The 24030-nt window shown below is 55.0% G+C and carries 24 protein-coding genes; 15 read left to right on the forward strand and 9 right to left on the reverse strand.

Features of this window, described 5'->3' with window-relative positions; all coding sequences use genetic code 11:
- Positions 1-257: 257 nt before the first annotated feature.
- Complete coding sequence (locus ACVLVH_RS01950; protein WP_498948554.1) at positions 258-863, forward strand: helix-turn-helix transcriptional regulator; 606 nt, start codon at positions 258-260, stop codon at positions 861-863.
- Positions 864-1013: 150 nt separating this feature from the next.
- A complete protein-coding gene (locus tag ACVLVH_RS01955; RefSeq protein WP_101761489.1) occupies positions 1014-2006 on the forward strand; it encodes a sugar phosphate isomerase/epimerase family protein in 993 nt (330 codons plus the stop codon).
- A gap of 21 nt (positions 2007-2027) precedes the next feature.
- On the opposite strand, the gene ACVLVH_RS01960 is transcribed toward ACVLVH_RS01955, so the two are convergent.
- Entirely contained in the window at positions 2028-3032 is a 1005-nt protein-coding gene (locus ACVLVH_RS01960) for a LacI family DNA-binding transcriptional regulator (protein ID WP_498948555.1), read from the reverse strand.
- A 71-nt stretch (positions 3033-3103) separates the two neighbouring features.
- Between ACVLVH_RS01960 and ACVLVH_RS01965 the strand changes: the two genes are divergently transcribed.
- The 3 genes from ACVLVH_RS01965 to ACVLVH_RS01975 all read left to right on the forward strand — a co-directional run bounded on the left by ACVLVH_RS01965 (position 3104) and on the right by ACVLVH_RS01975 (position 5218).
- Positions 3104-3436, forward strand: a complete 333-nt coding sequence (locus ACVLVH_RS01965) for a hypothetical protein (RefSeq protein ID WP_498948764.1) — start codon at positions 3104-3106, stop codon at positions 3434-3436.
- Positions 3342-4265: a substrate-binding domain-containing protein gene (locus ACVLVH_RS01970; RefSeq protein WP_498948556.1), complete on the forward strand. Its 924-nt coding sequence runs from the start codon at positions 3342-3344 to the stop codon at positions 4263-4265. The genes ACVLVH_RS01965 and ACVLVH_RS01970 overlap by 95 nt, the downstream gene beginning before the upstream one ends.
- 137 nt (positions 4266-4402) lie before the next feature.
- Complete coding sequence (locus tag ACVLVH_RS01975) at positions 4403-5218, forward strand: creatininase family protein (protein WP_192234887.1); 816 nt, start codon at positions 4403-4405, stop codon at positions 5216-5218.
- A 47-nt stretch (positions 5219-5265) separates the two neighbouring features.
- On the opposite strand, the gene ACVLVH_RS01980 is transcribed toward ACVLVH_RS01975, so the two are convergent.
- Positions 5266-6165 (reverse strand): LysR family transcriptional regulator, encoded by a 900-nt coding sequence (locus ACVLVH_RS01980; RefSeq protein WP_498948558.1) that lies wholly within the window; start codon positions 6163-6165, stop codon positions 5266-5268.
- A 105-nt stretch (positions 6166-6270) separates the two neighbouring features.
- Between ACVLVH_RS01980 and ACVLVH_RS01985 the strand changes: the two genes are divergently transcribed.
- The 10 genes from ACVLVH_RS01985 (at position 6271) to ACVLVH_RS02030 (ending at position 16551) form a co-directional block, all read left to right on the forward strand.
- Positions 6271-7281 (forward strand): BMP family protein, encoded by a 1011-nt coding sequence (locus ACVLVH_RS01985; RefSeq protein WP_271460416.1) that lies wholly within the window; start codon positions 6271-6273, stop codon positions 7279-7281.
- A 5-nt stretch (positions 7282-7286) separates the two neighbouring features.
- On the forward strand, positions 7287-8840 hold the full coding sequence (locus ACVLVH_RS01990; RefSeq protein WP_498948560.1) for an ABC transporter ATP-binding protein: 1554 nt from the start codon (positions 7287-7289) through the stop codon (positions 8838-8840).
- Positions 8824-9939 (forward strand): ABC transporter permease, encoded by a 1116-nt coding sequence (locus tag ACVLVH_RS01995; protein ID WP_462063049.1) that lies wholly within the window; start codon positions 8824-8826, stop codon positions 9937-9939. Before ACVLVH_RS01990 ends, ACVLVH_RS01995 begins: the two co-directional genes overlap by 17 nt.
- Entirely contained in the window at positions 9936-10874 is a 939-nt protein-coding gene (locus tag ACVLVH_RS02000; RefSeq protein WP_210080321.1) for an ABC transporter permease, read from the forward strand. The genes ACVLVH_RS01995 and ACVLVH_RS02000 overlap by 4 nt, the downstream gene beginning before the upstream one ends.
- 3 nt (positions 10875-10877) lie before the next feature.
- A complete protein-coding gene (locus ACVLVH_RS02005; protein ID WP_498948562.1) occupies positions 10878-11300 on the forward strand; it encodes a cupin domain-containing protein in 423 nt (140 codons plus the stop codon).
- A 1-nt stretch (position 11301) separates the two neighbouring features.
- Positions 11302-12075, forward strand: a complete 774-nt coding sequence (locus ACVLVH_RS02010; protein WP_498948564.1) for a cysteine hydrolase family protein — start codon at positions 11302-11304, stop codon at positions 12073-12075.
- Positions 12072-13457: an amidohydrolase family protein gene (locus ACVLVH_RS02015; RefSeq protein ID WP_354466539.1), complete on the forward strand. Its 1386-nt coding sequence runs from the start codon at positions 12072-12074 to the stop codon at positions 13455-13457. The genes ACVLVH_RS02010 and ACVLVH_RS02015 overlap by 4 nt, the downstream gene beginning before the upstream one ends.
- Positions 13458-13610: 153 nt before the next feature.
- A complete protein-coding gene (locus tag ACVLVH_RS02020; protein ID WP_110866917.1) occupies positions 13611-14060 on the forward strand; it encodes a helix-turn-helix domain-containing protein in 450 nt (149 codons plus the stop codon).
- A 9-nt stretch (positions 14061-14069) separates the two neighbouring features.
- The gene (locus ACVLVH_RS02025; RefSeq protein WP_498948566.1) at positions 14070-15350 is read left to right on the forward strand and encodes a type II toxin-antitoxin system HipA family toxin; all 1281 of its coding nucleotides are present in this window, start codon (positions 14070-14072) and stop codon (positions 15348-15350) included.
- A 97-nt stretch (positions 15351-15447) separates the two neighbouring features.
- Entirely contained in the window at positions 15448-16551 is a 1104-nt protein-coding gene (locus ACVLVH_RS02030) for an NADH:flavin oxidoreductase/NADH oxidase (RefSeq protein WP_498948568.1), read from the forward strand.
- 54 nt (positions 16552-16605) lie between these two features.
- Here ACVLVH_RS02030 and ACVLVH_RS02035 read toward each other — a convergent pair whose 3' ends face one another.
- The 7 genes from ACVLVH_RS02035 to arnT all read right to left on the reverse strand — a co-directional run bounded on the left by ACVLVH_RS02035 (position 16606) and on the right by arnT (position 24030).
- On the reverse strand, positions 16606-17823 hold the full coding sequence (locus ACVLVH_RS02035) for an aromatic amino acid transporter (protein WP_277974963.1): 1218 nt from the start codon (positions 17821-17823) through the stop codon (positions 16606-16608).
- 127 nt (positions 17824-17950) lie between these two features.
- Positions 17951-18961 (reverse strand): bifunctional inositol 2-dehydrogenase/D-chiro-inositol 1-dehydrogenase, encoded by a 1011-nt coding sequence (gene iolG / locus ACVLVH_RS02040; protein WP_312462612.1) that lies wholly within the window; start codon positions 18959-18961, stop codon positions 17951-17953.
- Positions 18962-18972: 11 nt separating this feature from the next.
- Positions 18973-19794, reverse strand: a complete 822-nt coding sequence (locus ACVLVH_RS02045; RefSeq protein ID WP_280173105.1) for a TIM barrel protein — start codon at positions 19792-19794, stop codon at positions 18973-18975.
- Positions 19795-19925: 131 nt separating this feature from the next.
- Positions 19926-21362, reverse strand: coding sequence for a sugar porter family MFS transporter (locus ACVLVH_RS02050; protein ID WP_280173104.1), 1437 nt, complete (start codon positions 21360-21362; stop codon positions 19926-19928).
- A 327-nt stretch (positions 21363-21689) separates the two neighbouring features.
- Positions 21690-22055, reverse strand: a complete 366-nt coding sequence (gene arnF, locus ACVLVH_RS02055) for a 4-amino-4-deoxy-L-arabinose-phosphoundecaprenol flippase subunit ArnF (RefSeq protein WP_277974961.1) — start codon at positions 22053-22055, stop codon at positions 21690-21692.
- Positions 22052-22372 carry a 4-amino-4-deoxy-L-arabinose-phosphoundecaprenol flippase subunit ArnE gene (gene arnE, locus ACVLVH_RS02060; protein WP_280173103.1) on the reverse strand — a complete coding sequence of 107 codons (321 nt, stop codon included), beginning with the start codon at positions 22370-22372 and terminating at the stop codon, positions 22052-22054. Before arnE ends, arnF begins: the two co-directional genes overlap by 4 nt.
- Positions 22369-24030: a lipid IV(A) 4-amino-4-deoxy-L-arabinosyltransferase gene (arnT, locus tag ACVLVH_RS02065; RefSeq protein ID WP_280173102.1), complete on the reverse strand. Its 1662-nt coding sequence runs from the start codon at positions 24028-24030 to the stop codon at positions 22369-22371. Before arnT ends, arnE begins: the two co-directional genes overlap by 4 nt.

The raw sequence follows: 24030 nt of genomic DNA on the forward strand, positions 1-24030 counted from the left end.
TCGCTGCCTTTCCTGGCTGTGCATCGCTTCATGTTCTTATTTTTGTTGCACATTTTTTCCAGCGGCAAGCCCGATGCAAGGCTAACACCCAACGCGGCCATACGTTCACCCAGCGGTTATATCTCAACAACACTGACATGCGTTTAAATCTGTAATCGCGAATTTGGGAAATTTCGTACAAACCTCCCTTCCCCAGTCCGATATTCATAGCACCGGGATCGCGCTTTAATGCCAGCATAATAAAGATGGGGATAACTATGTTGTCATTAACGCTGATAGACAATAACAAATGGATTACTGAAGGGATTTCGCGTTATTTTTCCGGGAAATTTATTCATGTAAAAAATATAGATAGTGACGATATTGACTCAGCGCTGAGTAAGATCGCCGGAACGGATTTGCTCATCAGTGAATTAACCGCTTATGGCCGCGATGTGCAATTCTTTACCGAATTATTGCTGACAGTCCAACGGACTTCGCCAGACACGCGGATTATCGTGCTAACCGATTTGCATGAGAAAGCGGTCATAAGCTATGTGGTCAGTTTGCTGCCAGATGTTACTTTTCTCTCTAAAAAGTGCAGTCTGAAAGCGCTTTCTGATGCTGTATTAGGTTTACCGTTGGCTACAGAATTTGAGGCGGGTGTTCGCCGCACCAAGCAAACCCTTTCAGCGCGGGAGTTCGGCTTATTGCGCATGCTGGGGCAAACCAGCAATCTCACCGATATTGGATACAAACTGCATCTCAGTTGTAAAACCATCAGCCATCATCGGCAGAGTATTATTCGCAAGCTCAACTGCGCCAATAATAAAGAGTTATTCAGCCGGTTAAGCCGGATGGGATATCACAGCAAACCGGTTTGAACAAAGGGGCATGGCATCGAATATTGTGTGATTGCGGTTGCATTTCCGTCAATGATTGCTGGTTAACTGCGCACGCCGAGGCGCAGAATGGAATATATAACCATACATGAATATATATTCAACAGTGTAATCATCTGAGGAGAAGGTCTAATGAGTTCCTACACGTATCCGAAATTCGGTGCCGGCTTGTGGCACTTCGCCAACTATATCGATCGCTACGCCGTAGATGGTTACGGGCCAGCGCTTAGCACCCTTGATCAGATTAAACTCGCTGGCAGCGTCGAGGACCTTTCCTATGTTGATGTGCCCTATCCCTTCACCGAAGGCGTGACCGTAGCGCAGGTTAAACAAGCGCTCGCCGATGCCGGATTGAAAGCCATTGGCGTGACGCCAGAAATTTATCTGCGCCGCTTTTCACGCGGTGCTTTCACCAATCCCGATGCCGCCATTCGCCAACAGGCGTTTGATTTAATGCACGAAGCCGCCACCGTAGTGCGTGAGCTGGGGGCTAACTACGTGAAAGTCTGGCCGGGTCAGGATGGCTGGGATTATCCGTTCCAGGTCGATCATAAAAACCTGTGGAAGATGGCCGTAGAGGGTATGCGCGAACTGGCGAGCGCCAATCCAGACGTCAAATTTGCTATCGAATACAAACCGCGTGAACCACGCGTGAAAATGACCTGGGATTCAGCTGCGCGTACGCTGCTTGGCATTGAGGATATTGGACTGGATAACGTTGGCGTGCTGCTCGATTTTGGTCATGCACTGTTTGCCGGTGAATCCCCAGCGGATTCCGCCCAGCTGATTATCGATCGTGGTCGTCTGTTTGGTATGGACGTCAACGACAACCTGCGCGGCTGGGATGACGATTTGGTGGTCGGTACCGTGCACATGACCGAGATTTTTGAGTTCTTCTATGTTCTGAAGATCAATAACTGGGACGGCGTGTGGCAGCTTGATCAATTCCCGTTCCGTGAAGATCATGTTGAAGCCGCCAATCTGTCGATTCGCTTCCTCAAACATATCTATCGCGCGCTGGATAAGCTGGATATCGCCGCGTTGCAGGAAGCGCAGCGTGAGCAAAACCCGCTAAAAGCGCAAAGAATTATTCAAAATGCGTTGCTGACTAGCATAGAACAGTGATTTTACGTCGTGGGTCGTCATTTATGGCGACCTCAAATGCGAACGCCGTACTCGCATTTCACCCCGCCGCCAATGCTCATCCGCACCCTTTCGACCATCAATCAATCGGTTTAACGCTTCGGCGATCAGCAGATCAATACGTTGGCTAAAGGTGGTGAGTTGGCAGCCTGGCGCGCTGGCTTCTTCAATATCATCGAATCCCACCACCGCAATCCTTGACCTGGTCGGGGCGGCGCGCATCGCTTCCATCGCGCCGAGCGCCAGCACATCGTTTTCACAGAACAGCGCATCAATTGCGGGCGCATCCGGTTGATGCAGATAATCGCTCATCGCTTGCCAGCTGCGTGCACGATCGTAGCTGCCGGCTTTAAGCAGCACATCAATTTGACAGCCTGCTTGTTGCAGCGTCGCTTCAAATCCCTCTTTGCGCAGCAGATGTGACGTTGGTGTATCCGGACCTTGCATAAAACCAAACCGTTGCGCGCCCTGCGCCAGCAACAGCTCGGCGATCTGCTTGCCGGCGGCATAACCATCAATCGCCACCACATCGATGCCCTGCGCATGCGTATTGCGGCACAGCTGCACCAGCGGAATGTTGTACATATCCTCCACCAGCGTAATCAGCTGTGCCGATAACACCGTACCGAGAAACAAAATGCCGTCGATCTGCAATTGATCCGCCTGCGTCATTACCGATCGATACGGCTCGCCGTCGGTGATGTTGAGGATCAACGCCATATAGCCCCGACGTTGTAGCTGCTGCGTAGCTTCATTGAGAATCATCAGCGTATGCGGATTTTTCAGCTCGTCGATTACTACGCCAATAATATGCGTTTTCTTCTTTACCAGACTACGCGCCAGCAAATTTGGCCGATATCCCAGCTCTTTAGCGATGCGCATCACCTTCTCGCGCGCCTTCTCAGAGATTGAAGCGCCGGGCATAAACGCGCGCGATACCGTCCATTTCGATACGCCGGCAAGAAGCGCCACATCGCTGGCCGTGGCTTTTTTCACTGTTCTCGTCATCGCCTCCCTTCCGCAAATTAGCTGGCAAAAAGTGAGCATAAAGCGATTCCTCAGGTAAACAAGAGGCGACTTTGAAAAACTTTGCACCCGGTTGCATTTTTGTAATGCACTCGGGTGCAAATCGTGATGATTTTGTGATCGTGGTGATGAAATCGCTTTTTGCTGCGTTGACTAATTTTCAACCGTGCCAGAGAGTGAATGCAGCACATCGCGTTGTCCGTCTGAACATGATGTCAATCAGCGGGACTCATCCCGTTGATTTTGCACCCGGATGCAAAATAATTGAAACCTCCCCTACAGAGATAAAAAATGAAATTATTCAAAGTACTAATGCTTATCTGCGGTTTGCTCAGTGTGTTCACTGCCCAGGCGAAAACCTACATGGTTGGCGTCGCTCTGGCTAATCTCGATCTCAATTTTGTTTCCATTTTACGAAGCCAGATGGAAAAGCAGCTTAAAGACAAAGGGCTTAACAGCCAGTTTGCCGATGCTAAAGGCGATGTATCTCTGCAAATCCAGCAGGTGGATGATTTCATCAATCAGGGCGCAGACGCGATCATCATCAACCCGGTGGATACGCAAGGCGTAATGCCGGTGATCGCCGCCGCGCAAAAAGCCAATATCCCGCTGATCTTCGTGAACCGTAAACCCGAAGTGAAACTGACCGGCAAAATGGCTTACGTCGGTTCAGATTCGGCGTTAAGCGGCAAGATGGAGATCGAAGCCTTAGCCAAACGTCTTGATAACAAAGGAAATATCGCCATTCTGATGGGCGCCCTCTCCACCGAAGAAGCACGTCAGCGCACCAAAGCGGTTGAAGATTATGTGAAGGATCATCCCGGCCTGAAAGTGATCCAGAAACAGAGCGCCAACTGGCAGCGCAACGAAGCGGTCGATAAAACCCTGTCATGGTTGCAGGATGGGAATGATATCAACGCCATCATCGCGAACAACGATGAAATGGCGATCGGGGCGATTATGGCGCTCGATCAGTTGAAGAAAAACAATGTGTTAGTCGCCGGCATCGACGGCACGCCGGATGGTTTGCAGTTTATTAAGAACGGCAAAATGGCGGTGACGATCTTCCAGGATGCGAAAGGCCAGGCGACCGGTGCAGTCGATGTGGCTTACGACATGCTGAGCGGTAAAAAGACCGAAGCCTACAACTGGGTGCCATACCAGACGGTGACCAAAGAAAATTATCAGGAATTCACCAGTAAAAATCAGAAGTAACGCCGCTCTTGTTGGGTCGCCGATCATTCATGGCGACCTGCTTATGAACATTGCCTTTAAAGCAACGCTAAGTGCGAATTTTGTTGCTTCCATTGCACTATTAACTCGCTATGTTGGGGTTAAAAATGGAGGTCAAAATGCTCAAACCGTCTTCGCCCTGGTGGTGGGATCTCTCAACCCGGGAATTCAGTGAACTTGATATGGCGAATATCGTCGCCGTGCTGCCGATTGGCGCAGTTGAACAACATGGCCCGCATCTGCCGGTGCGTGTGGATGCGGCGATCAACGCCGGCATTATTCAACGCGCGGTGGAATTATTGCCCGACGATCTTCCGTTGCTGGTGCTGCCCGCGCTGCCGATGGGTAAATCGGATGAACATCTTGCCTATCCCGGCACCCTTTCATTGCCGTATGACGTGTTAGGCAAAGTGTGGTTCGAAGTCGCGAAAAGCGCCTGGCGCGCCGGAATTCGCAAGCTGATTTTCTGGAACTCGCACGGCGGACAGCCGCAGCTGATGGAGATCGTCTGTCGCCAGCTGCGCATCGAACTGGGCATGTTTGCCGTCAGCGCCAGCTGGTTCCGTACCATTGATGCATCGGATCTCTACAGCGCGCATGAACTTAATCACGGCATTCACGGCGGTGAATCAGAAACCAGCATGATGCTACATTTGCACCCTGAACTGGTGCGGATGCAGCACGCCGCGGATTTCGTTTCCACTTCGGTGGCGCTTGAAGCGACCGGCGGTATTTTAACGCCGGAAGGCGGCATTGGTTTTGGCTGGATGGCGCAGGATCTGCATCTGTCTGGTGCTACCGGCAACGCCGCAGCGGCGGATGCTGAGCGCGGTGCGATTGCCACCGATCGTGCTGCACATGCGCTGCTGAAGCTGGCACGCGAAGTGAACGATTTCGATATTCATTTCCTGACCGATCGCACCGCATTCTCGTAGGGTCGCCATGTAAGGTGACCAAGTGCGCATTAATGCGCACCCTACGATTAACGCAATTCCGACATCATCCCTTTAATGGTTTCGGCGAACACGCTACCAATCGCGCTGGTGCCGCGATCGTGGCCGATCAACATCAGCGTTTGCGTGTGCTGCGCCAGTTCGCGCACCGGAATATAGATTAACCGGCCGCTGCGTTGGTCAGATTCAATGTCAATCGGCGTGAGAAACGTGAGAGTTTGATCCATCATCGCCGACTGGCGCATCACCTCGATCGAATTGGTTTCAATAACCGGCTGCATATTGTTCGAGGCGCGCGCGAACACTTCATTTAGGTAAGGCCGAATCACCATCGATTTGTCGGCAATCACCACCGGATACGGCAAGCAATCACTCAAACGCAAACTGGATTTCTCCGCCAGCGGATGCCCCGCGCCCACTACCGCGCCTAATCGCACCGGCACGCTGGCAATATTGCGATGCACCGGCTGCAGGTCGAAATCAAAACCAATCCCCAAATCGGCCTCGCCACTTGCCACCGCGTTAGTGATGTTCTCGCCGGTGGTGAGTTGTTGCAGCAGCAATTTCACGCGCGGATTGGCGCGGCGAAACTCCGCTGCCACGCGCGGAATCAGGTTCGCCGCTAATCCACTCATCATCGCCACCGTCACTTCGCCGCGCCGCAGCCCTTTCAGCTCTTCGATTTTCATCTGCGCGATTTCAATCTCTTTAAAGCTCTGCCGCACATGATGAATCAGCGCTTCACCGGCGGCGGTAAGGATCATTTTGCGCGGCAAACGCTGAAACAGCGGCGTGCCCAGCTCCTCTTCCAGCGCAATCAGCTGGCGATTAATCGCCGACGCCGAGATGTGCAGCCGTTCAGCCGCTTTGCGAATCGAACCGCTGCGCGCCACCTGATCGATATACACAAACAAACGATGTTGCAGCATATTCCCCCTGCGTTGCCTTTTAGGCATCGGTAAGTGCTAAAAATGATGCTTTTAAGATAATGCTCTTCCGGTGATTAATACATCAAAACCACACCAGGAGAACACATGATGGCAGACGTATCCCGCAGAAAGTTTGCGAAGTTAGTGGCTGGCGCGTTGTTGTTACCCGCGCTGGCACCGATGTTGTCGCGCAAAGCGATGGCGGCGAATAACACTATAAAAATCGCCCTGCTGTTGCCCGGCTCGGTTGCCGATGGCGGCTGGAGTTCGCTGGCGTATGCCGGATTGCAGAGCCTGCAAAAAGCCGGTTTCAGCGTGGCGCACAGCGAAAGCGTGTCGCAGGCGCAGATGGATCAAACCATACGTGGCTACGCCGATGACGGTTACACGCTGATCATTGGCCACAGCTTTGAATACGGCTCGGCGTTTGCCGAAATCGCGCCGGAATATCCTGATACCTACTTCTTCGCTTCCACCTTCAAGCCAGGCGAAAAATCACCGGACAACGTGGAATACGTCAACCTCGCCTATCTGCAAGGCGCCTATGCCGCCGGTGCGCTGGCGGCGCTGATCTCCGCAAAAGGCAAAGCGGTTGGTTTTGTGGGCGGCGGCGATAATCCCACGCAGCAGGCAATGATGCGCGCCTTTATTCAGGCCGCTGAGAAAACCCGTCCGGGCATCAAAGGCATGGGCGTGGTGACCGGCGATTACGACAACGCCGCCAAAGGCCGTGAAGCTGCCACCACCATGATTGGCAACGGCGCGGATGTGATTTGGCATGCCGCAGACGTCACCGGCCTCGGCGCGATGCAAGGCGCGGCAGCGGCGAAAGTCAAAGCTATCGGCTGCTATGTCGATCAGCGTGATGTCGCGCCAGATTATGTTGCCTGCAGCTTCCGCCAGAACCTCGACTGGATGGTGGAACAGGTTGGCGAGTCGGTGGCGAATAAAACCTTTAAAGGCGGCGACGAATGGCATCCCACCGTTGGCAAAGCCTGGTCGGTGGTCAATGGCAGCGAACATTACAACGCCAAACTGGTGAGTGCCAGCGCATGGGCTAGCTTCCAGCAGATCTGGCAGCAGCTTGATAGCGGCGCGCTGAAGCCAGTGGTTTAACCATCATGACAGCAATAGCAAATATCCGCGTCGCGCTGAAAAACATCACCAAACGCTTTGCGCGCGTGGTGGCCAATGATGACGTGTCGCTCAGCATTAAAGCCGGCGAAATCCACGCGCTGCTAGGGGAAAACGGCGCGGGAAAAAGCACGCTGATGCAAATCCTTTACGGCCTGTATCAGGCCGATGAAGGCAGCATTGAGGTGGATGGCCAGGCGCAGCGTTTTCGCGATCCCAGCGATGCTATCGCCTGCGGCATTGGCATGGTGCATCAGGAATTCATGCTGGTGCAGCCGATGAGCGTGGTGGAAAACGTGGTGCTGGGATTGAAAGAAGGCGCTAGCGGCGTACTTGATCTGCGCGCGGCGGCGGCGCGTTTGCAGGCGCTGTCGGATAAACACGGGCTGGCGATCGATCCCTGGGCGAAAGTGCAGCATTTGCCGATTGGCGTGCAGCAACGTGTGGAGATCCTCAAGCTGTTGTACCGTGATGCGCAGGTGCTGATTCTCGACGAACCGACGGCGGTGCTGACGCCGCAGGAGAAAGCCGGCCTCTTCGCTACCCTGAAATCACTGTGCGCAGAAGGCCGTTCGGTAGTGATTGTCACTCACAAACTGTATGAAATCATGGCGATTGCCCATCACGTTTCGGTGATGCGCGGCGGCAAAATGGTGGATTCGGTGGATATTAAAGACACCTCGGAGCGCGATCTGGCACGCCGCATGGTTGGGCGCGATGTGGTGCTGCGCGTAGAAAAAACGCCGTGCCAGCCGGGCAAAACCGTGTTGCAGGTGGATAGCATTGCGGTGCGTGATGCCAGCGGCCAGCAGAAAATCTGGCGCGTGTCGCTCAACGTCGCCGCTGGCGAAATCCTCGGCATTGCCGGTGTGGAAGGCAACGGTCAATCGGAGCTGGCGGAAGCGCTCCTTAACCTGCGTGAACTGGAAGCAGGCCGCATTCTGCTGAATGGCGAAGACATCAGCGACGATTCCCCCGCTACGCGCCGCCATAAAGGCATCAGTTTTATTCCGGCGGATCGGCGTGGCGTCGGTTCGGTGACCGATTTATCGATTACTGATAACGCCATGCTTGGCCGCCAGCGCACCTTTACCCGCGCGGGCGGCTGGCTGCTGGATCGCCAGCGCATTAGCCAGCATGCGCGCGACATCATCGCCCGCTTTGCGGTACGCACGCCGGATGCCGATTTCGAAGCCGGAAAACTCTCCGGCGGTAACCTGCAAAAGTTGATTCTCGGGCGCGAAGTCGCCAGCAATCCCTGCTTATTAGTGGTTGAACAGCCCACGCGTGGGCTGGATGTCGGCGCGATTGAGAGCGTGTGGCAGGGTTTGATGGCGGCGCGCGATCGCGGATGCGCCATTCTGATGATCTCCGCCGAGCTGGAGGAGATCATCAATCTCTCCGATCGCATCGCGGTGATGTACAGCGGCCAGATTGCCGGAGAAATGGACGTCGCCGACGCCACGCCAGAACGCCTCGGCGAACTGATGGCGGGCGCGCACCTGAAAAAAAACGGAGGCAACCATGAAGAAGCTGCTTGAGCGACGTCTGGCGCCCGCCGAATCCAGCGGCGCGCTGGTGTTAACCAGTTTTTGCGGCATCCTTGCCGCTTTCATCATTGCCGGCTTGCTGTTTATCCCGTTTGGCGGCAGTCCGCTCTCGGCTTATGGCTTCCTGTTTGATGCCGCTTTTGGCTCGCTGCGCAGCTTCGGTCTCAGCCTGGTGCAATCCACGCCGCTGATGCTGATCGCGCTGGCAACCATCGTGGTGTGGCGCGCCGGGCTCGGTTATATCGGCTTTGAAGGCTGTTTTCTGCTAGGTGCCACGGCGGCCAGCTGGATCGCGCTGTCGGGTACGCCGCAGGGCTTTCCGTGGGCGATTCCCGCACTGCTCTACTGGCCGATGGTGCTGATTGCCGCCTTCCTTGCGGGCGCGCTTTGGGCCGGTTGGGTTGGCGCGTTACGGGTAAAATTTGGCGGCAACGATGTGCTGATTTCGCTGATGGCCAACTATGTGGCGCTGTTCATGGTGCAGTATCTGGTTTCCGGCCCAATGCGCGCGCCGGGCGATCTGCCGCAGACGCCACGTTTGCCGGTGGAGAGCTGGCTGCCGTTTGTGATGAACGGCATGCGCGCACATTGGGGCATCGCCATCGCGCTAGTCGCCACGCTGTTTGTCTTCTGGCTGATGCGTGCCACACCCGCCGGTTTCGAAATCAAAATTGCCGGGCTGAATCCGCGCGCGGCGCGCTACAGCGGCGTGGATGTCAATCGCCGCCAAATGGGCGCGGTGCTGCTCGGCGGAGGATTGGCGGCGCTGGCGGGATTGTGCGCGGTATTAGGCGTGCAACATCGCCTGATGGAAGGCATTTCCGGCGGCGTCGGCTTTATCGGCGTGGTGGTGGCTTTGCTGGCACGCCTCAATCCGCTGCTGGTGATCCCGACCGCCATTCTCTACGGCGGGCTGGAAGTGGGCGGTAGCGCCATGCAGCGCCAAACCGGCTTGCCCACATCGGTGGTGCTGATTCTGCAAAGTCTGGTGGTGTTACTGATTCTGGCGGGCGATCTGCTGCGCTATTACCGCATCAACCTGCCCGGCGGGCGTAAGTCGCGCAGCCAGCTGGCGGAGGAACACTCATGAATCTGTGGATGAATCTCGATACCGCCTTTTTCGTCAGCTGGCTAGCCGCCGCAGTGCGCCTTGCCGGTCCGGTGTTACTGGCGGCGCTCGGTGAAATCTATGCCGAACGCTCCGGCGTACTGAATATCGGTATTGAAGGCACTATTCTGCTGGGCGCGCTTTCCAGCTACATGACGGCGGTTGAGAGCGGATCGACCGCGCTGGGCTTTATCGCCGGTGGCGTCGGCGGACTGCTGGTTGGCTGCGTGCTGGCGGCGCTCTACCTGCGCGCCCATGCCAGCCAGATTGTGGTGGGCATCGTCTTCAATATATTGGCAGCGGGATTAGCCACCTGGATTTACGCGCTGGTGATGGGCAATGCATCCTCACCTACCATCCCAATGCTCGAACCCTGGCATGTGCCGCTGCTCTCTTCGCTGCCGTTTATTGGCCCGATTCTGTTCCAGCAGCCGCTGCCACTCTATCTCACTTTGCTGCTGGCGGTGCTGGCGCACTTTGGTCTGTTTCACACCCGCTTCGGCCTGTCGCTGCGTGCGGTGGGCGAAAACCCGCGCGCGGCACATGCCGCCGGGCTCAACGTGTTGAAGATTCGCACGTGGGGCGTGCTGTTCTCCTGCGTGGGCGCTGGGTTAGCCGGCAGCTATCTGGTCACGGCGCAGATCGGCCTGTTCCGCGACAACATCGTCAGCGGGCAAGGTTTTATCGCGCTGGCGATTGTCATCTTTGGACGCTGGAGCCCGCTTAAAGCGCTGGTCGCCGCTTTTATCTTTGGCGCTGCAGATGCCCTGCAACTCTCGCTACAGCTGTTTGAGAACACGCTGCCGCCGCAGGTGCTGCTGGCGCTGCCTTACTTGCTCACCATTCTGGCGATGTCCGGCGTGGTGGGACGCACATTGCAACCCGGCGCATTAACGCAGCCTTATCGAAAGGAATAACTTATGAAATCGTTTCGTTTCAACAATCTTGCGGATGTTAAGGCGTTCCGTATCAGTCCGGATAGCAGCAACTATTTCGCCATTTTGTTCGACAAACCGTTAGACGGCATTGAGAACATCTTCGTGGTGGAGATTTTCTACGTCGGCGGTGCTACGCCACCGAATGAACACGCCACCGCGCACGAGTTCTTTTATGTACTGCATGGCGAAGGCGTGGCGCGCTGTAACGATGATGAACTTGAGATAAGGAAAGGCGATTCCCTGCTGCTGCATCCGGGCAACGATCACGCCATTCGTAATACCGGCAGCAGCAAACTCTATACGCTGACGGTGATGACGCCGAATGAAGGCTTTTCCGAACTGATTCGTAGCGGTGACCCTGTCACGCTCGATGCAGAAGATATCCGCGTGTTAACGGGAGCCTGATATGCCGGAGAACGTTTTAGGCAGCAGTCGACACAATCAGTGGCGCGTTTCAGCGCAAGTGGTTGATACGCGGCGTCCAGCGCAGGTGTCGCGCAGCGTGCAGCTTACATCGCATGAACGTTCAGTGATTTTTGATCTGCAACGCACGGCTATCCTGGTGATTGATATGCAGAACGACTTTTGTCATGCCGAAGGCTGGCTCGGGCATATCGGCGTCGATGTCACGCCTGCGCGCGCGCCAATTGCGCCGCTGCAAGCCTTGCTGCCGACGCTGCGCGCTGCACAGGTGCCGGTGATTTGGCTCAATTGGGGCAATCGCGCTGATAAACTCAATCTCAGCCCCGCGCTGCTGCACGTCTATAACCCGAACGGTGATGGCGTGGGATTAGGCGATCCGCTGCCGGTTTCCGGCGCGCCAGTGTTGCAGGCCGGCAGCTGGGCGGCGGAAGTGGTGGACGAACTGACGCCGGACGCCGGGGATATTCGCGTCAACAAATACCGCATGTCCGGTTTTCAGGACAGCGAACTCGACAGCATTCTGCGCAATCTCAACGTCACCACGCTGCTGTTTGCCGGTGTTAACGTCGATCAGTGCGTGCTTTGCACCTTACAGGATGCCAACTTTCGCGGTTACGACTGCCTTCTGCTGGAAGATTGCAGCGCCACCACCTCGCCTGCTTATTGCCGCGATGCCACGCTGTATAACGTGCAGCAATGCTTTGGTTTTGTGGTTAATGCCGCTGAATTAAAGCAGCAACTGGAGAACGCCTCATGAGTTATCTGCTGGCTGACGGCTGGATGATCACTATGAATCCGCAACGCGAGATTCTGGAACAGGCCAGTTTGCTGATTGAAGATAAGACCATTCGCGCCATCGGCACGCGCGACGCTTTGCAGCAGCGCTATCCTGAAGCGGAAATTATCGACTGCCGCGAACGCATTATTATGCCGGGCATGGTGAACACGCATACGCATCTGTTTCAGACGCTGCTTAAAGGTCTCGGCGATGACATGGTGCTGAAAAAGTGGTTCACCTGCATGACCGGACCCAGCGCCGTAGCGTTGACAGAAGAGGATGTTTACGCCGCCGCGCTGCACGGCTGCATGGAATCACTGCGTTCGGGCGTCACGTCGCTGGTCGATTTTATGTACGCGCATCCGCGTCCAGGATTAACCGCCAAAGTGATCGAGGCCTTTGAAGTCAGCGGCATTCGCGGTCATGTGTGTCGCGGTTTTCTCACCAGCGGCGCTGAGCATGGCATTCCTGCTGAACTGATCGAAACGCCTGAACAGGCGCTGGCCGATGCGCGCGCGGTGATCGATCGTTATCACCAGGTCGATGGCCGGGTAAAAGTCGGTCTGGCACCGAGCATGATTTGGGCGCTGGATGAGAAAGTGCTGCGCGGCACGCGCCAGCTGGCGGATGAAACCGGCGTGCTGATCACTACGCATGTGGCGGAAACCGATTTTGAGATCGAGCAGGCGAAGCTGCGTTTTCAGGCCAGCGATACCGAATTCCTCAGCGATATCGGCTTTCTTGGCCCGGATGTGCTGGCGGTGCATTGCGTGCAGTGCAATTCGCGCGACATCCGCGCACTCAAACACCATGACACGCGCGTGTCGCACAATCCCTGCAGCAATCTCTACCTCGCTTCCGGCGTGCCGCCGATTCCGGATATGCTGGCTGCCGGCTTAACCGTTGGTTTGGGTTCAGACGGCCCGGCCAGCAGCAACAATCACAACCTTTTTCAGGCGATGAAAGTGGCGGCGCTGCTGCAAAAAGGCGTGCACCGCGATCCCACCATTATGACGGCGGAAAAAGTGCTGGAGATGGCCACCATCGACGGTGCGCGGGCAATTGGACTTGAACATCTGGTGGGTTCGCTGGAAGTCGGCAAACGCGCCGATGTGGTGATCGTTGATACTTCGCATCCTGCGATGACGCCGATCCATCATCCGGTTTCATCGCTGGTCTACTCGGCGCTCGGCCACGAGGTCAGCGATGTGTTTGTTGATGGCGCTTATCTGCTGCGAGCCGGGGAGTTTACCCAGCTCAATCAAAAAGAGGTGATGGCGCGTTCGCAACGTGCAGCGCATTCACTGGCGGTGCGCACCGGCAATGATGACGCGCGCGGCTGGCGATCGGCGGCGTTTTAAATTGGAGTGCTAATATTTTATCTTTTAGGTTCATTAAATGATAATTTATTAGCACTTTTTCGTTTTTATTTTAATCATTAAAAATGGAATGCAGATCGACAAAGTGCTAATATTTTATCCATTAAACCCATTTAAAGATAAAATAGTGACACAATGGCACAGCGAACTTCTCTGCTTCTTCCTCAAACGAACGAAATGCTTGCCGCTTTTGGAGAGAGATTAAAACTCGCTCGTAAAAGAAGAAAACTTACGGCTAAACAGGTGGCGGAACGCGCGGGAATGACCCCGATGACGTTGCGTTCGCTTGAAGCGGGTAGCGCGGGTGTGACTATCGGAGCCTATCTGGCTGTGATGCAAGTGTTAGGACTCGAACAGGATCTCAATCTGCTGGCTGCTGAGGATACTTTGGGTCGCCAACTGCAAGATGCACGTCTTACCTCAACGACTAAATTATTTGCTGCTAAATCAGCGTATAAGGTTGATGAGGGTGAGAACAGCACGCAGGTAGCTGAGGCTAATGAGCGCGGAGTTGAGCAAAAAAACGCTCAGACAGTCACCTCTGCCGGCCTCGCCTCACTGCTAATTTCAGGGAAGAAAAAATAGGACCCGACAATGACCATGATTAGCGTCTACGCCGACTGGAACGGACTCAAGCAACCAAAACGTCTCGGTTATCTGCATATTCGCCGCAGCCGGGCGCGTGAATCTTTTGAATTTCAGTATGATCCGCAAGCGCTTAGCGATCCCGATTTGATGTTGATCCAGTTAGATCCCGGCATCCACTTATTCGAAGGGCCACAATATCCTGCCAACAATCGTGCTGGATTTGGTGTGTTTGCCGATTCCAGCCCCGACAGATGGGGACGCTTATTGATGGAGCGTCGCCTGGAACGCGATATCCGTGGCGGATTATTGCCTTCCGGCACGCGCATGTTTGAATCCGATTTTTTACTGGTGGTTCATGACCTGTATCGCGTGGGTGCTTTGCGTTACCGGCTGGAGGATCAGGGGGAATTTCTTGATAACAGATTGGAAATTGCGACTCCCCCATTTACTGAAATCGCAGCACTTGAACGTGCAAGTCGCGCGCTGGAAAGTGATCCGGATAACCGTGCTGCTCAGGGACATGAATGGCTCAGGATGTTGATCGCTCCAGGCGGTTCTCTGGGTGGCGCACGGCCCAAAGCCAGTGTGGTTGATGAGGAAGGTCAGCTATTTATCGCCAAGTTCCCCAGCATCCGCGATGAATATGATGTGGGTGGATGGGAAATGGTCGTCAATGCTCTCGCCACGGCTTGTGAACTTGACGTTGCCGCTGCGATGGCGAAAAAATTTGCCAGCGATTATCACTGTTTCATGGTGCGCCGTTTCGATCGCACGCCCGAAGGAAAGCGTCTGCACTTTGCCTCCGCGATGACCATGACTGGCCATATTGATGGCGAAGATGCGTCCACCGGAGTGAGTTATCTCGAACTGGCAGAAGTATTGATTCGTCATGGCTCCCAAACCAATGCTGATTTACGCGAGCTGTGGTCGCGGATAGTCTTTAATATGCTGGTTTCTAACAGCGATGATCATCTGCGTAATCATGGATTTATTCTGGTTCCAGACAAGGGCTGGCGGTTATCTGCCGCCTTCGATCTCAATCCAGTGCCCTATGCTGATGGCCTAAAATTAAATGTGACGGCAGCTGATAATGCGCTTGATCTCGATTTGGCGCGGGAAGTTGCGCCCTATTTCCGGCTGAAGGCACCTGAAGCCGAAACTATCATTGAAAAATTCAGCAGCATTGTTGCGCAATGGCGCATAGTCGCCAGACATTTGGGGTTATCACAACGTGAGCAGGAAAAAATGTCTGATGCGTTTCGACTTGCGGCGGCACATTCCGCTTAACTTACTTTTTGCTACAACATTCAAACTCATAGCCCTCTGCAAAATGCGCTTTTCGCCCTAAGCTTAAAGCCATTCAGCCACTGAAGATGAGGTTTCAATGAGTTTACTGTTTAGTACAACACAACTGGGTAAGTTAACGCTCGATAATCGCATCGTCATCGCGCCGATGTGCCAATACTCTGCGGAGGATGGCAAAGCCAGCGCCTGGCACCGCATTCATCTGGGGCAACTGGCACTTTCCGGCGCCGGTTTGCTGATCATTGAGGCGACAGCAGTGGAAGCCGCCGGACGTATTTCTCCGGGCGATTTAGGCTTGTGGGATGATGCAACGGAAGCGGCTTTAGCCAGCGTACTGCAAGATATCCGTCACTATTCTGACACTCCCATTGGTATTCAACTCGGTCACGCCGGACGCAAAGCGTCCTGCGCCGCGCCGTGGCTGGGTGGCAATCAGCTGTCGCTGGAGCAAGGTGGCTGGCAAACCGTTGCACCATCCGCGCAAGCCTTTAATCCTGAAGATCGCGCACCGGTTACGCTAAGTAAACAGGATCTTGAGCGCCTGAAACTGGCCTTCGTTGACAGCGCGCAGCGTGCGGCGAAACTCGGTATCCAGTTGATTGAACTGCATGCTGCGCACGGCTATTTGCTGCATCAGTTCCTGTCGCCACTGAGTAACCAGCGTGAGGATGAGTACGGCGGCTCGCTGGAAAATCGTCTGCGTTTCCCTCTGGAAGTGTTCCATGCGGTGCGCAGCGCCGTGCCAGATTCAGTGGCGGTGGGTGTGCGCCTCTCGGCAACCGATTGGGTTGACGGCGGCTGGGATGTGGAGCAGTCGATTGTCTTCAGCCAGCAACTCGAAGCGGCGGGCAGCGATTACGTGCACGTCTCCAGCGGCGGCTTGTCACCGCAGCAGAAAATCACGGTCGGTCCCGGTTATCAATTGCCTTTTGCACGCGACATCCGCAAACAGGTAAAGATTCCGGTGATTGGCGTAGGCTTGATTACGGAACCAAAGCAGGCAGAACAAGCATTGCAGGTAGGTGACGCAGATTTGATCGCGCTGGCGCGGGCAGTACTTTACGACCCGCGCTGGCCGTGGCATGCCGCCGCTGAATTGGGTGCGCAGGCCAAAGCGCCACCGCAGTATCTGCGCTCCGAGCCGCACGGCCTGAAAGGCACGTTGGTATCCAACAAAGAGTAATTGTTTTAATCAGGTACCGGTTGAAAGTCGAGTCGCCATTTCTGGCGACTCATCTCATCCACCAAATTCCGGTAACACCCCAAACCAGCTCAACAGCCAGGCAAGGATATTCATCGCGCCAAACACCAACAGAAAAGCCACCGCCAGCGAACAGCGTTGCTGAGATTTCCATGCCAGCAGCGCGGGGATGATCACCGCCCACAAGGTAGCAAACAGTCCGGCAAAACCAATCGCGGCGACAAAGCCATTCGGCCACCAAATCGAGGCAAGTAACGGCGGCAGGAAAGTCAGGCTGGCGGTTTTCAGGCGTGCGACAGATGAATTCCCGAATCCCAGACGATCGGCGATGAAATCAAACAGACCGGCGGTGACGCCGAGGAATGAGGCAATCACGGCGAAATGCGAGAAGATCGACATCATCAGCGCCAGCGCATTGACGTGCAGATGCGCACGCAGCGCCGCCATCAGCGCAGCGATATCGCCGCCCTGCTTCACAATCTCAGGAAACGCGGCGCGCGGTAGATTTCCCATGGTGCTGGTTAGCCAAAACAGATACAGCGCCAGCGACAGCAGCGTTCCCAACACCAAAGCCCGCGTGATGTTCTGCTTATTGCCGCCGTAATAGCTCACCAGACCGGTGATGTTGCCGTGGTAACCAAACGAAGCGAGACAAAACGGCAGCACGCCGAGTGCATAAGGCCAGTAACGTTCACCGGCAGCGGGTCCGCTCAGTAACGACGGCACGTTCACCTGCGTCAGAAGGCCGCCAAACAGCACGATCAACAGCAGAATTTTCGCCAGCACGCAGAAGGTCATCAAGCGACTGACGCCCGTCGTACCGAGCCAAACGACGACGGCGACGCACAGCGTCAGCAACACCTTGGCTTCTGCAGTTGAGATGGGTAATCCCAACTGACTGATTGAGTGCTGATAGACCGGGCCGCTGGCTGAAATGTAGGCGTATGTCAGGATGCCAAGGACGAATAAGATGCTGAGGCCGTTCAGCGCCGCCCAGCCGCGTCCAAGCAAATCTTTGGTTAAAGTGTCGTATCCAGCGCCCGGCGGATACGTGAGGCTGACGCGCATAAACAACAAGCCGGACAGCAACATGCCGCCCCAGCTGATCAGCAGTAACATCATCGCCCAGCCAAACCACGCGCCCGCCATCACCACCGGCAGCGTAAACATCCCTGCGCCCACCACGGTGCCGCAAATAATCATCGCGCCCCACCATACCGAAGGCTGGCGGCGGGACAATGTCATCTCCGTCATCACTTATTCCCTACAAAACATCTTAAAGGCGGCGATGATACACGGGAAAACGCTAAGAAGAGAGTGTGATACGCGATAATACGCGCGCCAGTTCAACCTGACGCGCGTTTAAGGAAGGGAAAGCAACTTAGTTATAAAACGCCGGTTTCGCTGGCATAGTGACCGGTACGATGTCTCCGGATTTTTGCGCCGCAACACAGGCATCGGCAGCAACCGCCGCAGCGAAGCCATCCCACGCAGACGGGCCGGTCATCTCACCCGACAACACGTTATTGATGAAGTCCTGCAACTCCACGTCATAGGCATCGATGAAACGCTTTTTCCAGTCGGTAAGAATGCTGGTGGAGAGTTTGGCCGCGCTGCGCGTCTGTACCGACATCGGTTCAGGCAGGCGCGCAATACCGCTTTCGCCGACCACTTCACATTGAATATCGTAGCCGTAAGCGCAGTTAACGAAGATTTCGACGTCGATGCGCACGCCTTTGGCGGTTTCCAGCAGCACGATTTGCGGGTCTTTCAGATGCGAAGCGGCTTTACTGGTTGAGCGCGGGTAGATCACCTGCGCACTAACGTAATCATCTTTCAGCAACCAGCGCAGCACATCGAGCTCATGAATCAGCGTATCGGTGATCGCCATATCAGTAGTGTAGGAATCGCCGACTTCGGGATTGCGATGCGCGCAGTGCAGCATCAGCGGTTCGCCGATGTCACCGTTCTCAATCACCGCCTTCAGCGCGCGGTAGCCCGCGTCGTAAGGACGCATAAAGCCGACCTGCACTAGCTTCTTACCGGCGGCGATTTCCGCTTCCACGATGTTCATACAACCCTGCGCGGTGACCGCCAGCGGCTTTTCACAGAACACCGCCTTGCCGGCTTTGATCGCTGCCAGCACAAACTCTTCATGGGTTGGGCCCCACGAGGTGACCAGAATCGCCTGCACCTCTGGCGCGTTAATCAGATCATGTGCGTTGTCGTAAATCTCCGCCTGAATGCCGAGATCGTGGATGATCTGCTCGCAGTTGCTGCGGTTGATGTCATTCAGCGCCACCACACGCGAATGTTGCAGCACCTGGCTGCAACGACGAATGTGTTCGCGACCGATCGCGCCCGTGCCAATTACACCGATATTGAGCGTCATGGAAGTGTTCCTTAGTTATTCAGGTAAGCAATGCTGGAGTGGATTTCACGAGCAATTTGTTCTTCGCTCCAGTTATCCATCACCGACGAAAACGGTTCGAAAGCGTAAATACCGCGATAGCCCATCTCTTCCAGACGCTGCACTTGTTGTTTCGATTTCAGCATATCGTCGGCGCTTAACATGATGCGCTCTTCGTCGGTTAACTGATGCGTTGGGCGCGCGTCGGTCACGCCGGACAAATGCACCAGCCCGATATTGTTGACGTCGATGCCGCCAGCAAAGTCTTGTTCAGCCCCTTCGTACAAATGATGGTGAAAGGTATCCAGTACGATTTTGAACGGCGCGCCGGCTTGTTTGATCAGCTGCTGTGCCAGCGCCGCTGAACGCAGCGAGCTTTGCGGGAAACCGAGCGGTTCCACCAGACCGGCAATGCCATATTCGGCAAACAGTGGCGCCAGCGTTTTTAACGCATCGACGGTTTGCTGCTGGGAAATAACGGTGCCGTCATTCAGTGGGCAAAGGACTAACGCTTTCGCACCGGTGGCACGCGCGTCTTTTAATAAAGCGCGCGTTTTCTCCAGCACCTCATCGCTTAATTGGTTAAACGGATAAACCGCATTAATAGTTTCAATAGTAAAAGCATGCTGAGTCGCGAGATGGCGAAATTCTTCGCCTGTTAAATTATCGGTCACGCTACCACTCTTCATATCATTGCGGATTTCGACTTTATTTAACCCCAGCTTTTCAACCAGCGAGAAAAAACGCTCGAGACTAAGATTAGGCGCGATTTTACGATTAACGCAGAGTCGGTCATGGCTTATTTTGTAGGTCATGGTGTGTTCTATCCTGAAAGAGTAATATTTATTAGCTTCTGTTTTGTTATGTCGCGTCGATATCTTGCTATAGTAAGCGATGTTGTTTTGCTGCTCTGCCAGAACCTTGATTGATTTACATCAATGCGACATCATTTGTACAACTCATGGAAATAGTGCTCGACCTGTTCCAGGCTGCGTCCTTTGGTTTCCGGGATGGTGCGCAACACGAACATCGATCCCCCAATACCAATCACGGCAAAGGTTAAGAAGGCACCGGCCAGACCAAATGCCGCCAACAGCAACGGGAACGCCATGGAAATGGCGAAGTTGGCCATCCACAACGCAAATACCGCGCCGCCCATGCAAATACCGCGCATCCGCGCTGGAAAGATCTCGGAAAGTAATAGCCAGGTAACCGGCGACAACGCGCCTTGCTGAAAGCACAGAAACATCAGCATGCCCGCCAGCACCAGATAGGCGCGCAGCAGATTGACGTCACCCGCCGGGTGATATTCCGGCATGAAGAAGCACACCGCGGCGATAAAAAACAGGCACGCGGTGCAACCCATCTGACCAATCAGCACCAGCGGACGACGGCCGATTTTGCCGATCATCCAGATACCGATCAGCGTCATCAGCACCGAAATCACGCCGTTGGCGATGGTGGCGAACAGCGCGGCATCGTTGCTCAAGCCGGTTGCCGTCAGCATGGTAGGCGCGTAATACATGATGGTGTTGACGCCGGTCAGCTGCTGAATCGCCGCGATGCCGATACCAAGCAGGAACACTTTGCGCAGCCACGGCGTACGCAAATCGCGCAGGCGGCCTTTGCCCTGTTGCCGGTTCTCTTCGATGGTTTCTTCGATCTCTTCCAGCTCCCATTCGACGTCATCGGCCGCGCGGGTTTTCTCCAGTACTTTGCGTGCTTGCTGGCTATTACCGCGCATTACATGCCAGCGCGGGCTTTCCGGCATAAAGATCATGCCCAACCACAGCAATACTGCGGGCACAGTTGAGATAGCGATCATCCAGCGCCACGTGTGTTCTCCACCCCAGATTTCATTGAAAGTGGCGTTGGACACGTACGCCAGCAGCTGACCTGAAACAATCATCAGCTCCTGCAAGGTCACCAGTTGACCGCGCTTGTTCGCCGGGGCAATTTCCGCGATATACACCGGCACCGTAGCCGCTGCGCCACCGACGGCGATACCGAGGAACAGACGTGAAGCGATCATTGAGATGACATCCGGCGCGAAGGCCGAACCGATGGCGCCAAGGGCAAAAATAAAGGCCAGAGAAATGATGATCTTGCGGCGTCCCAGCGCGTCCGCGAAATGACCGGCGAGCAGCGCGCCAAAAGCGGCGCCAAACAGCAGTGAACTGGTGACTAACCCGGTGGTAAAAGGCGTGAGCTGCAGATCGTCACGCATAAAGAGTAAAGCGCCCGATACTACACCGGTATCGTAGCCGAACAGCAATCCACCCAGCGTGGCGACCAGCGCAATAATTTTAACAAATGGCTCGGTGCGCGTGGTGCTATTGGGGCCGGAAGCGGTGTTAGTGGATATATAAAGTTCTCTTTCCATAATACCTCCTGGTGAAAAAATTAAGGAAATACGGCAGAACAAACAGAGCACTCACGCTAGCGGTGTTTTTATTTCATGTTAATTTTTATTTGGAATTTGCTTTCCGAATTGTGAGTTCAAGCATTTTGGGATTTTTATTTTGATGGATTTACATCAGGATGATGTATTTATTTAGGGATGCCTTTGAGGGGATAAATAAAAAAGATCGCCATGAGTGGCGTAATGGCTTTCAATTAAGCGCCGTGTCACATCACTGCACCTTCCGAAGCGGCGCAATTTATTGCGCAATAAATTGCGCCGCTACGGTATGTGCATAAATAAACACCATCACTTACGGCGCGGCAGCGAAACCAGCATCAAGCCAAACACGATCAGCACCACGCCAGCAAAGCTGCTCCAGCGGAAGTTTTCGCCCAAAATCGGCAAGGAAATCGCGGCCAGCCACACCAATACATAACTCAAACTGAGCAGCGGATAGAGCCGGTTAAGCGGCAGCTGGCGCAGCGCCAGCATCCAGCACAGCATCGACAGCGCATACGCCCCGAGGCCCATCGCCAACAGCAGCAGCGGTTTCCAGTGCTGCACACTCAGCAATTCGCTTAATGGCGGGAAATCCAGCATCGCCAACCGCAGCACCAGCTGCGCCAGCGATACCAGCAACACGCTGCACAGCGCCAGCATCACGCCTTTCATAGATGACTTCCCATCAGCGCCACGCCAGCAACAATCGCCAACGTACCGATCCACTGCTGCACGCTGTAGGTTTCGCGCCAGATCAGACGCGCGGCGATCGCCACCAACACAAAGTTAAGACTCAGCATCGGATACGCCACGCTCACCGGCACCACGCGCAATACCGCCAGCCACAGCAGCATGCCGATACCGAGCAGCAGGATGCTGAGCGCCAGCCAGAAAATTCCTTTTTTGATACCGTGATGGGCCGCCTGCTTCTGACACAGTTGGGCGGCACAGCTCAGCACGCTCACCAGTAAAATCAGCAGCAGATTCATGGTTTCGCATCGTAGCCGTAGTAAATCAGGCGGCCCTGACGATAGACATCATCCGGTTCCGGCAGGTTTTTATCCGGCGTGCTATCGCTGGCATTCAGCATCAACACCAGCGAAACCTTGCCCAGACGACGATGGATACGCAGCCAGTCGGCAAAGTTATCCGCATCAATATAGTGTGACTGTGCATCCGGGTAGCTCAGGCCATATTGCAACTCACCTTTGGCATCGTAGAAATTGATGTCGCTGCGCTGCAGTTCCCAGGCCACCGCTGATGCCACGCCGGGATTGTTTGCCAGCAGATAACGGCTATCCGCCAGTTGATCGTGTACCGCGCTAACAAAACTCTGTGGCTGCTTGGCATCGCGCACCTTGTCAGGAATGGCAAATCCCACCAGTAACGCCAGCGCCAGCGGACAGAGCGCGGCTAACTGCCAGCGACCCTTCTCCGGCTTGCGGCTCAACCAGCCCATCACGGCCCAACCTATAAAGGAGAGCGCCGCACAGAGCACGCCCATCCCTTCATCGCCGCTATAAACCGGACGATGCGCAACGCCCCAGGGTGCCAGCACCACTAAAACCACTATGGTGGTGATCAAACCGAACAGCAGATTGATCCAACCGTTTACCTTTAACGCTTTAATCACCTGCGCCGAACCGCTGTGTGCGTAATGCGCCATCAGCAGCGCAAGCGGTGCGAAACACGGCAGAATATAGGTCAGCAACTTGCCTTTGGCGATGCTGAAAAACAGCAGCGGCAGCAGCACCCAGCTCAATAAATAGATCGGCCCGGCTTGCTGGCTGCGCTGACGCCACGCGCCAATCAGCGATCCCGGCAGCAGCGCCAGCCACGGCAAAGTGCCCGCCAGCAACACCGGAATGTAGTACCAGAATGGCGCTTTGTGCTGTGCGTCCGACTCGGCGAAACGCTGTATATGCTCGACCCAGAAGAAATAGTGCCAGAAATCGCCTTCCTGCTGATTGATCGCCAGCGCCCACGGCGAACTAAGCAAGGCGGCGACCACCATCGTCAGCGGTCCCCAACGCAGCAATTCGCCAAAACGACGTTGCCAAATGGCCCAAGGCAGAATCGCCAGCACCGGTACCGCCAGCGCGAGAAAACCTTTGGTCATAAAGCCCATGGCGCAGGCCGCACCCAGCAACACATATCCGATCAATCGTTGCCGCGTGCTACTGGCCTGCGACGCCAGCCAGTAACTGCACATCGCCGCGACCAGCCACAGCATCAGGATCGGATCGAGCACCGCGTAGGTGCCGACGCCGTACACCAGCAACGAGGTGAGAAAAATCATGCTGCCGCTAAGCGCGATTTTACGGCTGGCGAACATCTGCGTGCCGAGCCAATACACCAATACCGCGCTCAACGTGGTGCTGAAAATCGATCCGGCGCGCACGCCAAAGTTAGTGTGACCAAACAGCAACTGGCCGAGGTTATTGACCCAATAACCGGCGATCGGTTTCTCGAAGTAGCGCAGATCGAAGAAGTGCGGCACTACCCAATTGCCGCTAAATAGCATTTCCCGGCTGATTTCGGCATAGCGGGTTTCGTCCGGCTGCCACAAGGCGCGGAACTCAATCGGGATCAGGTAAAACAGCGCGAAGAGCGCGAGGGGTAACGCGGTTTTAGTGACTGTACGCAT

This window comes from Kluyvera sp. 1366 (genome assembly GCF_054823405.1).

Bases quoted from the DNA above. Each gene is read 5' to 3' on its own strand.
- ACVLVH_RS01950 (WP_498948554.1), top strand. From the start codon at position 258: ATGTTGTCATTAACGCTGATAGACAATAACAAATGGATTACTGAAGGG.
- ACVLVH_RS01955 (WP_101761489.1), top strand. From the start codon at position 1,014: ATGAGTTCCTACACGTATCCGAAATTCGGTGCCGGCTTGTGGCACTTC.
- ACVLVH_RS01960 (WP_498948555.1), bottom strand. From the start codon at position 3,032: ATGACGAGAACAGTGAAAAAAGCCACGGCCAGCGATGTGGCGCTTCTT.
- ACVLVH_RS01970 (WP_498948556.1), top strand. From the start codon at position 3,342: ATGAAATTATTCAAAGTACTAATGCTTATCTGCGGTTTGCTCAGTGTG.
- ACVLVH_RS01975 (WP_192234887.1), top strand. From the start codon at position 4,403: ATGCTCAAACCGTCTTCGCCCTGGTGGTGGGATCTCTCAACCCGGGAA.
- ACVLVH_RS01980 (WP_498948558.1), bottom strand. From the start codon at position 6,165: ATGCTGCAACATCGTTTGTTTGTGTATATCGATCAGGTGGCGCGCAGC.
- ACVLVH_RS01985 (WP_271460416.1), top strand. From the start codon at position 6,271: ATGATGGCAGACGTATCCCGCAGAAAGTTTGCGAAGTTAGTGGCTGGC.
- ACVLVH_RS01990 (WP_498948560.1), top strand. From the start codon at position 7,287: ATGACAGCAATAGCAAATATCCGCGTCGCGCTGAAAAACATCACCAAA.
- ACVLVH_RS01995 (WP_462063049.1), top strand. From the start codon at position 8,824: ATGAAGAAGCTGCTTGAGCGACGTCTGGCGCCCGCCGAATCCAGCGGC.
- ACVLVH_RS02000 (WP_210080321.1), top strand. From the start codon at position 9,936: ATGAATCTGTGGATGAATCTCGATACCGCCTTTTTCGTCAGCTGGCTA.
- ACVLVH_RS02005 (WP_498948562.1), top strand. From the start codon at position 10,878: ATGAAATCGTTTCGTTTCAACAATCTTGCGGATGTTAAGGCGTTCCGT.
- ACVLVH_RS02010 (WP_498948564.1), top strand. From the start codon at position 11,302: ATGCCGGAGAACGTTTTAGGCAGCAGTCGACACAATCAGTGGCGCGTT.
- ACVLVH_RS02015 (WP_354466539.1), top strand. From the start codon at position 12,072: ATGAGTTATCTGCTGGCTGACGGCTGGATGATCACTATGAATCCGCAA.
- ACVLVH_RS02020 (WP_110866917.1), top strand. From the start codon at position 13,611: ATGGCACAGCGAACTTCTCTGCTTCTTCCTCAAACGAACGAAATGCTT.
- ACVLVH_RS02025 (WP_498948566.1), top strand. From the start codon at position 14,070: ATGACCATGATTAGCGTCTACGCCGACTGGAACGGACTCAAGCAACCA.
- ACVLVH_RS02030 (WP_498948568.1), top strand. From the start codon at position 15,448: ATGAGTTTACTGTTTAGTACAACACAACTGGGTAAGTTAACGCTCGAT.
- ACVLVH_RS02035 (WP_277974963.1), bottom strand. From the start codon at position 17,823: ATGACGGAGATGACATTGTCCCGCCGCCAGCCTTCGGTATGGTGGGGC.
- iolG (WP_312462612.1), bottom strand. From the start codon at position 18,961: ATGACGCTCAATATCGGTGTAATTGGCACGGGCGCGATCGGTCGCGAA.
- ACVLVH_RS02045 (WP_280173105.1), bottom strand. From the start codon at position 19,794: ATGACCTACAAAATAAGCCATGACCGACTCTGCGTTAATCGTAAAATC.
- ACVLVH_RS02050 (WP_280173104.1), bottom strand. From the start codon at position 21,362: ATGGAAAGAGAACTTTATATATCCACTAACACCGCTTCCGGCCCCAAT.
- arnF (WP_277974961.1), bottom strand. From the start codon at position 22,055: ATGAAAGGCGTGATGCTGGCGCTGTGCAGCGTGTTGCTGGTATCGCTG.
- arnE (WP_280173103.1), bottom strand. From the start codon at position 22,372: ATGAATCTGCTGCTGATTTTACTGGTGAGCGTGCTGAGCTGTGCCGCC.
- arnT (WP_280173102.1), bottom strand. From the start codon at position 24,030: ATGCGTACAGTCACTAAAACCGCGTTACCCCTCGCGCTCTTCGCGCTG.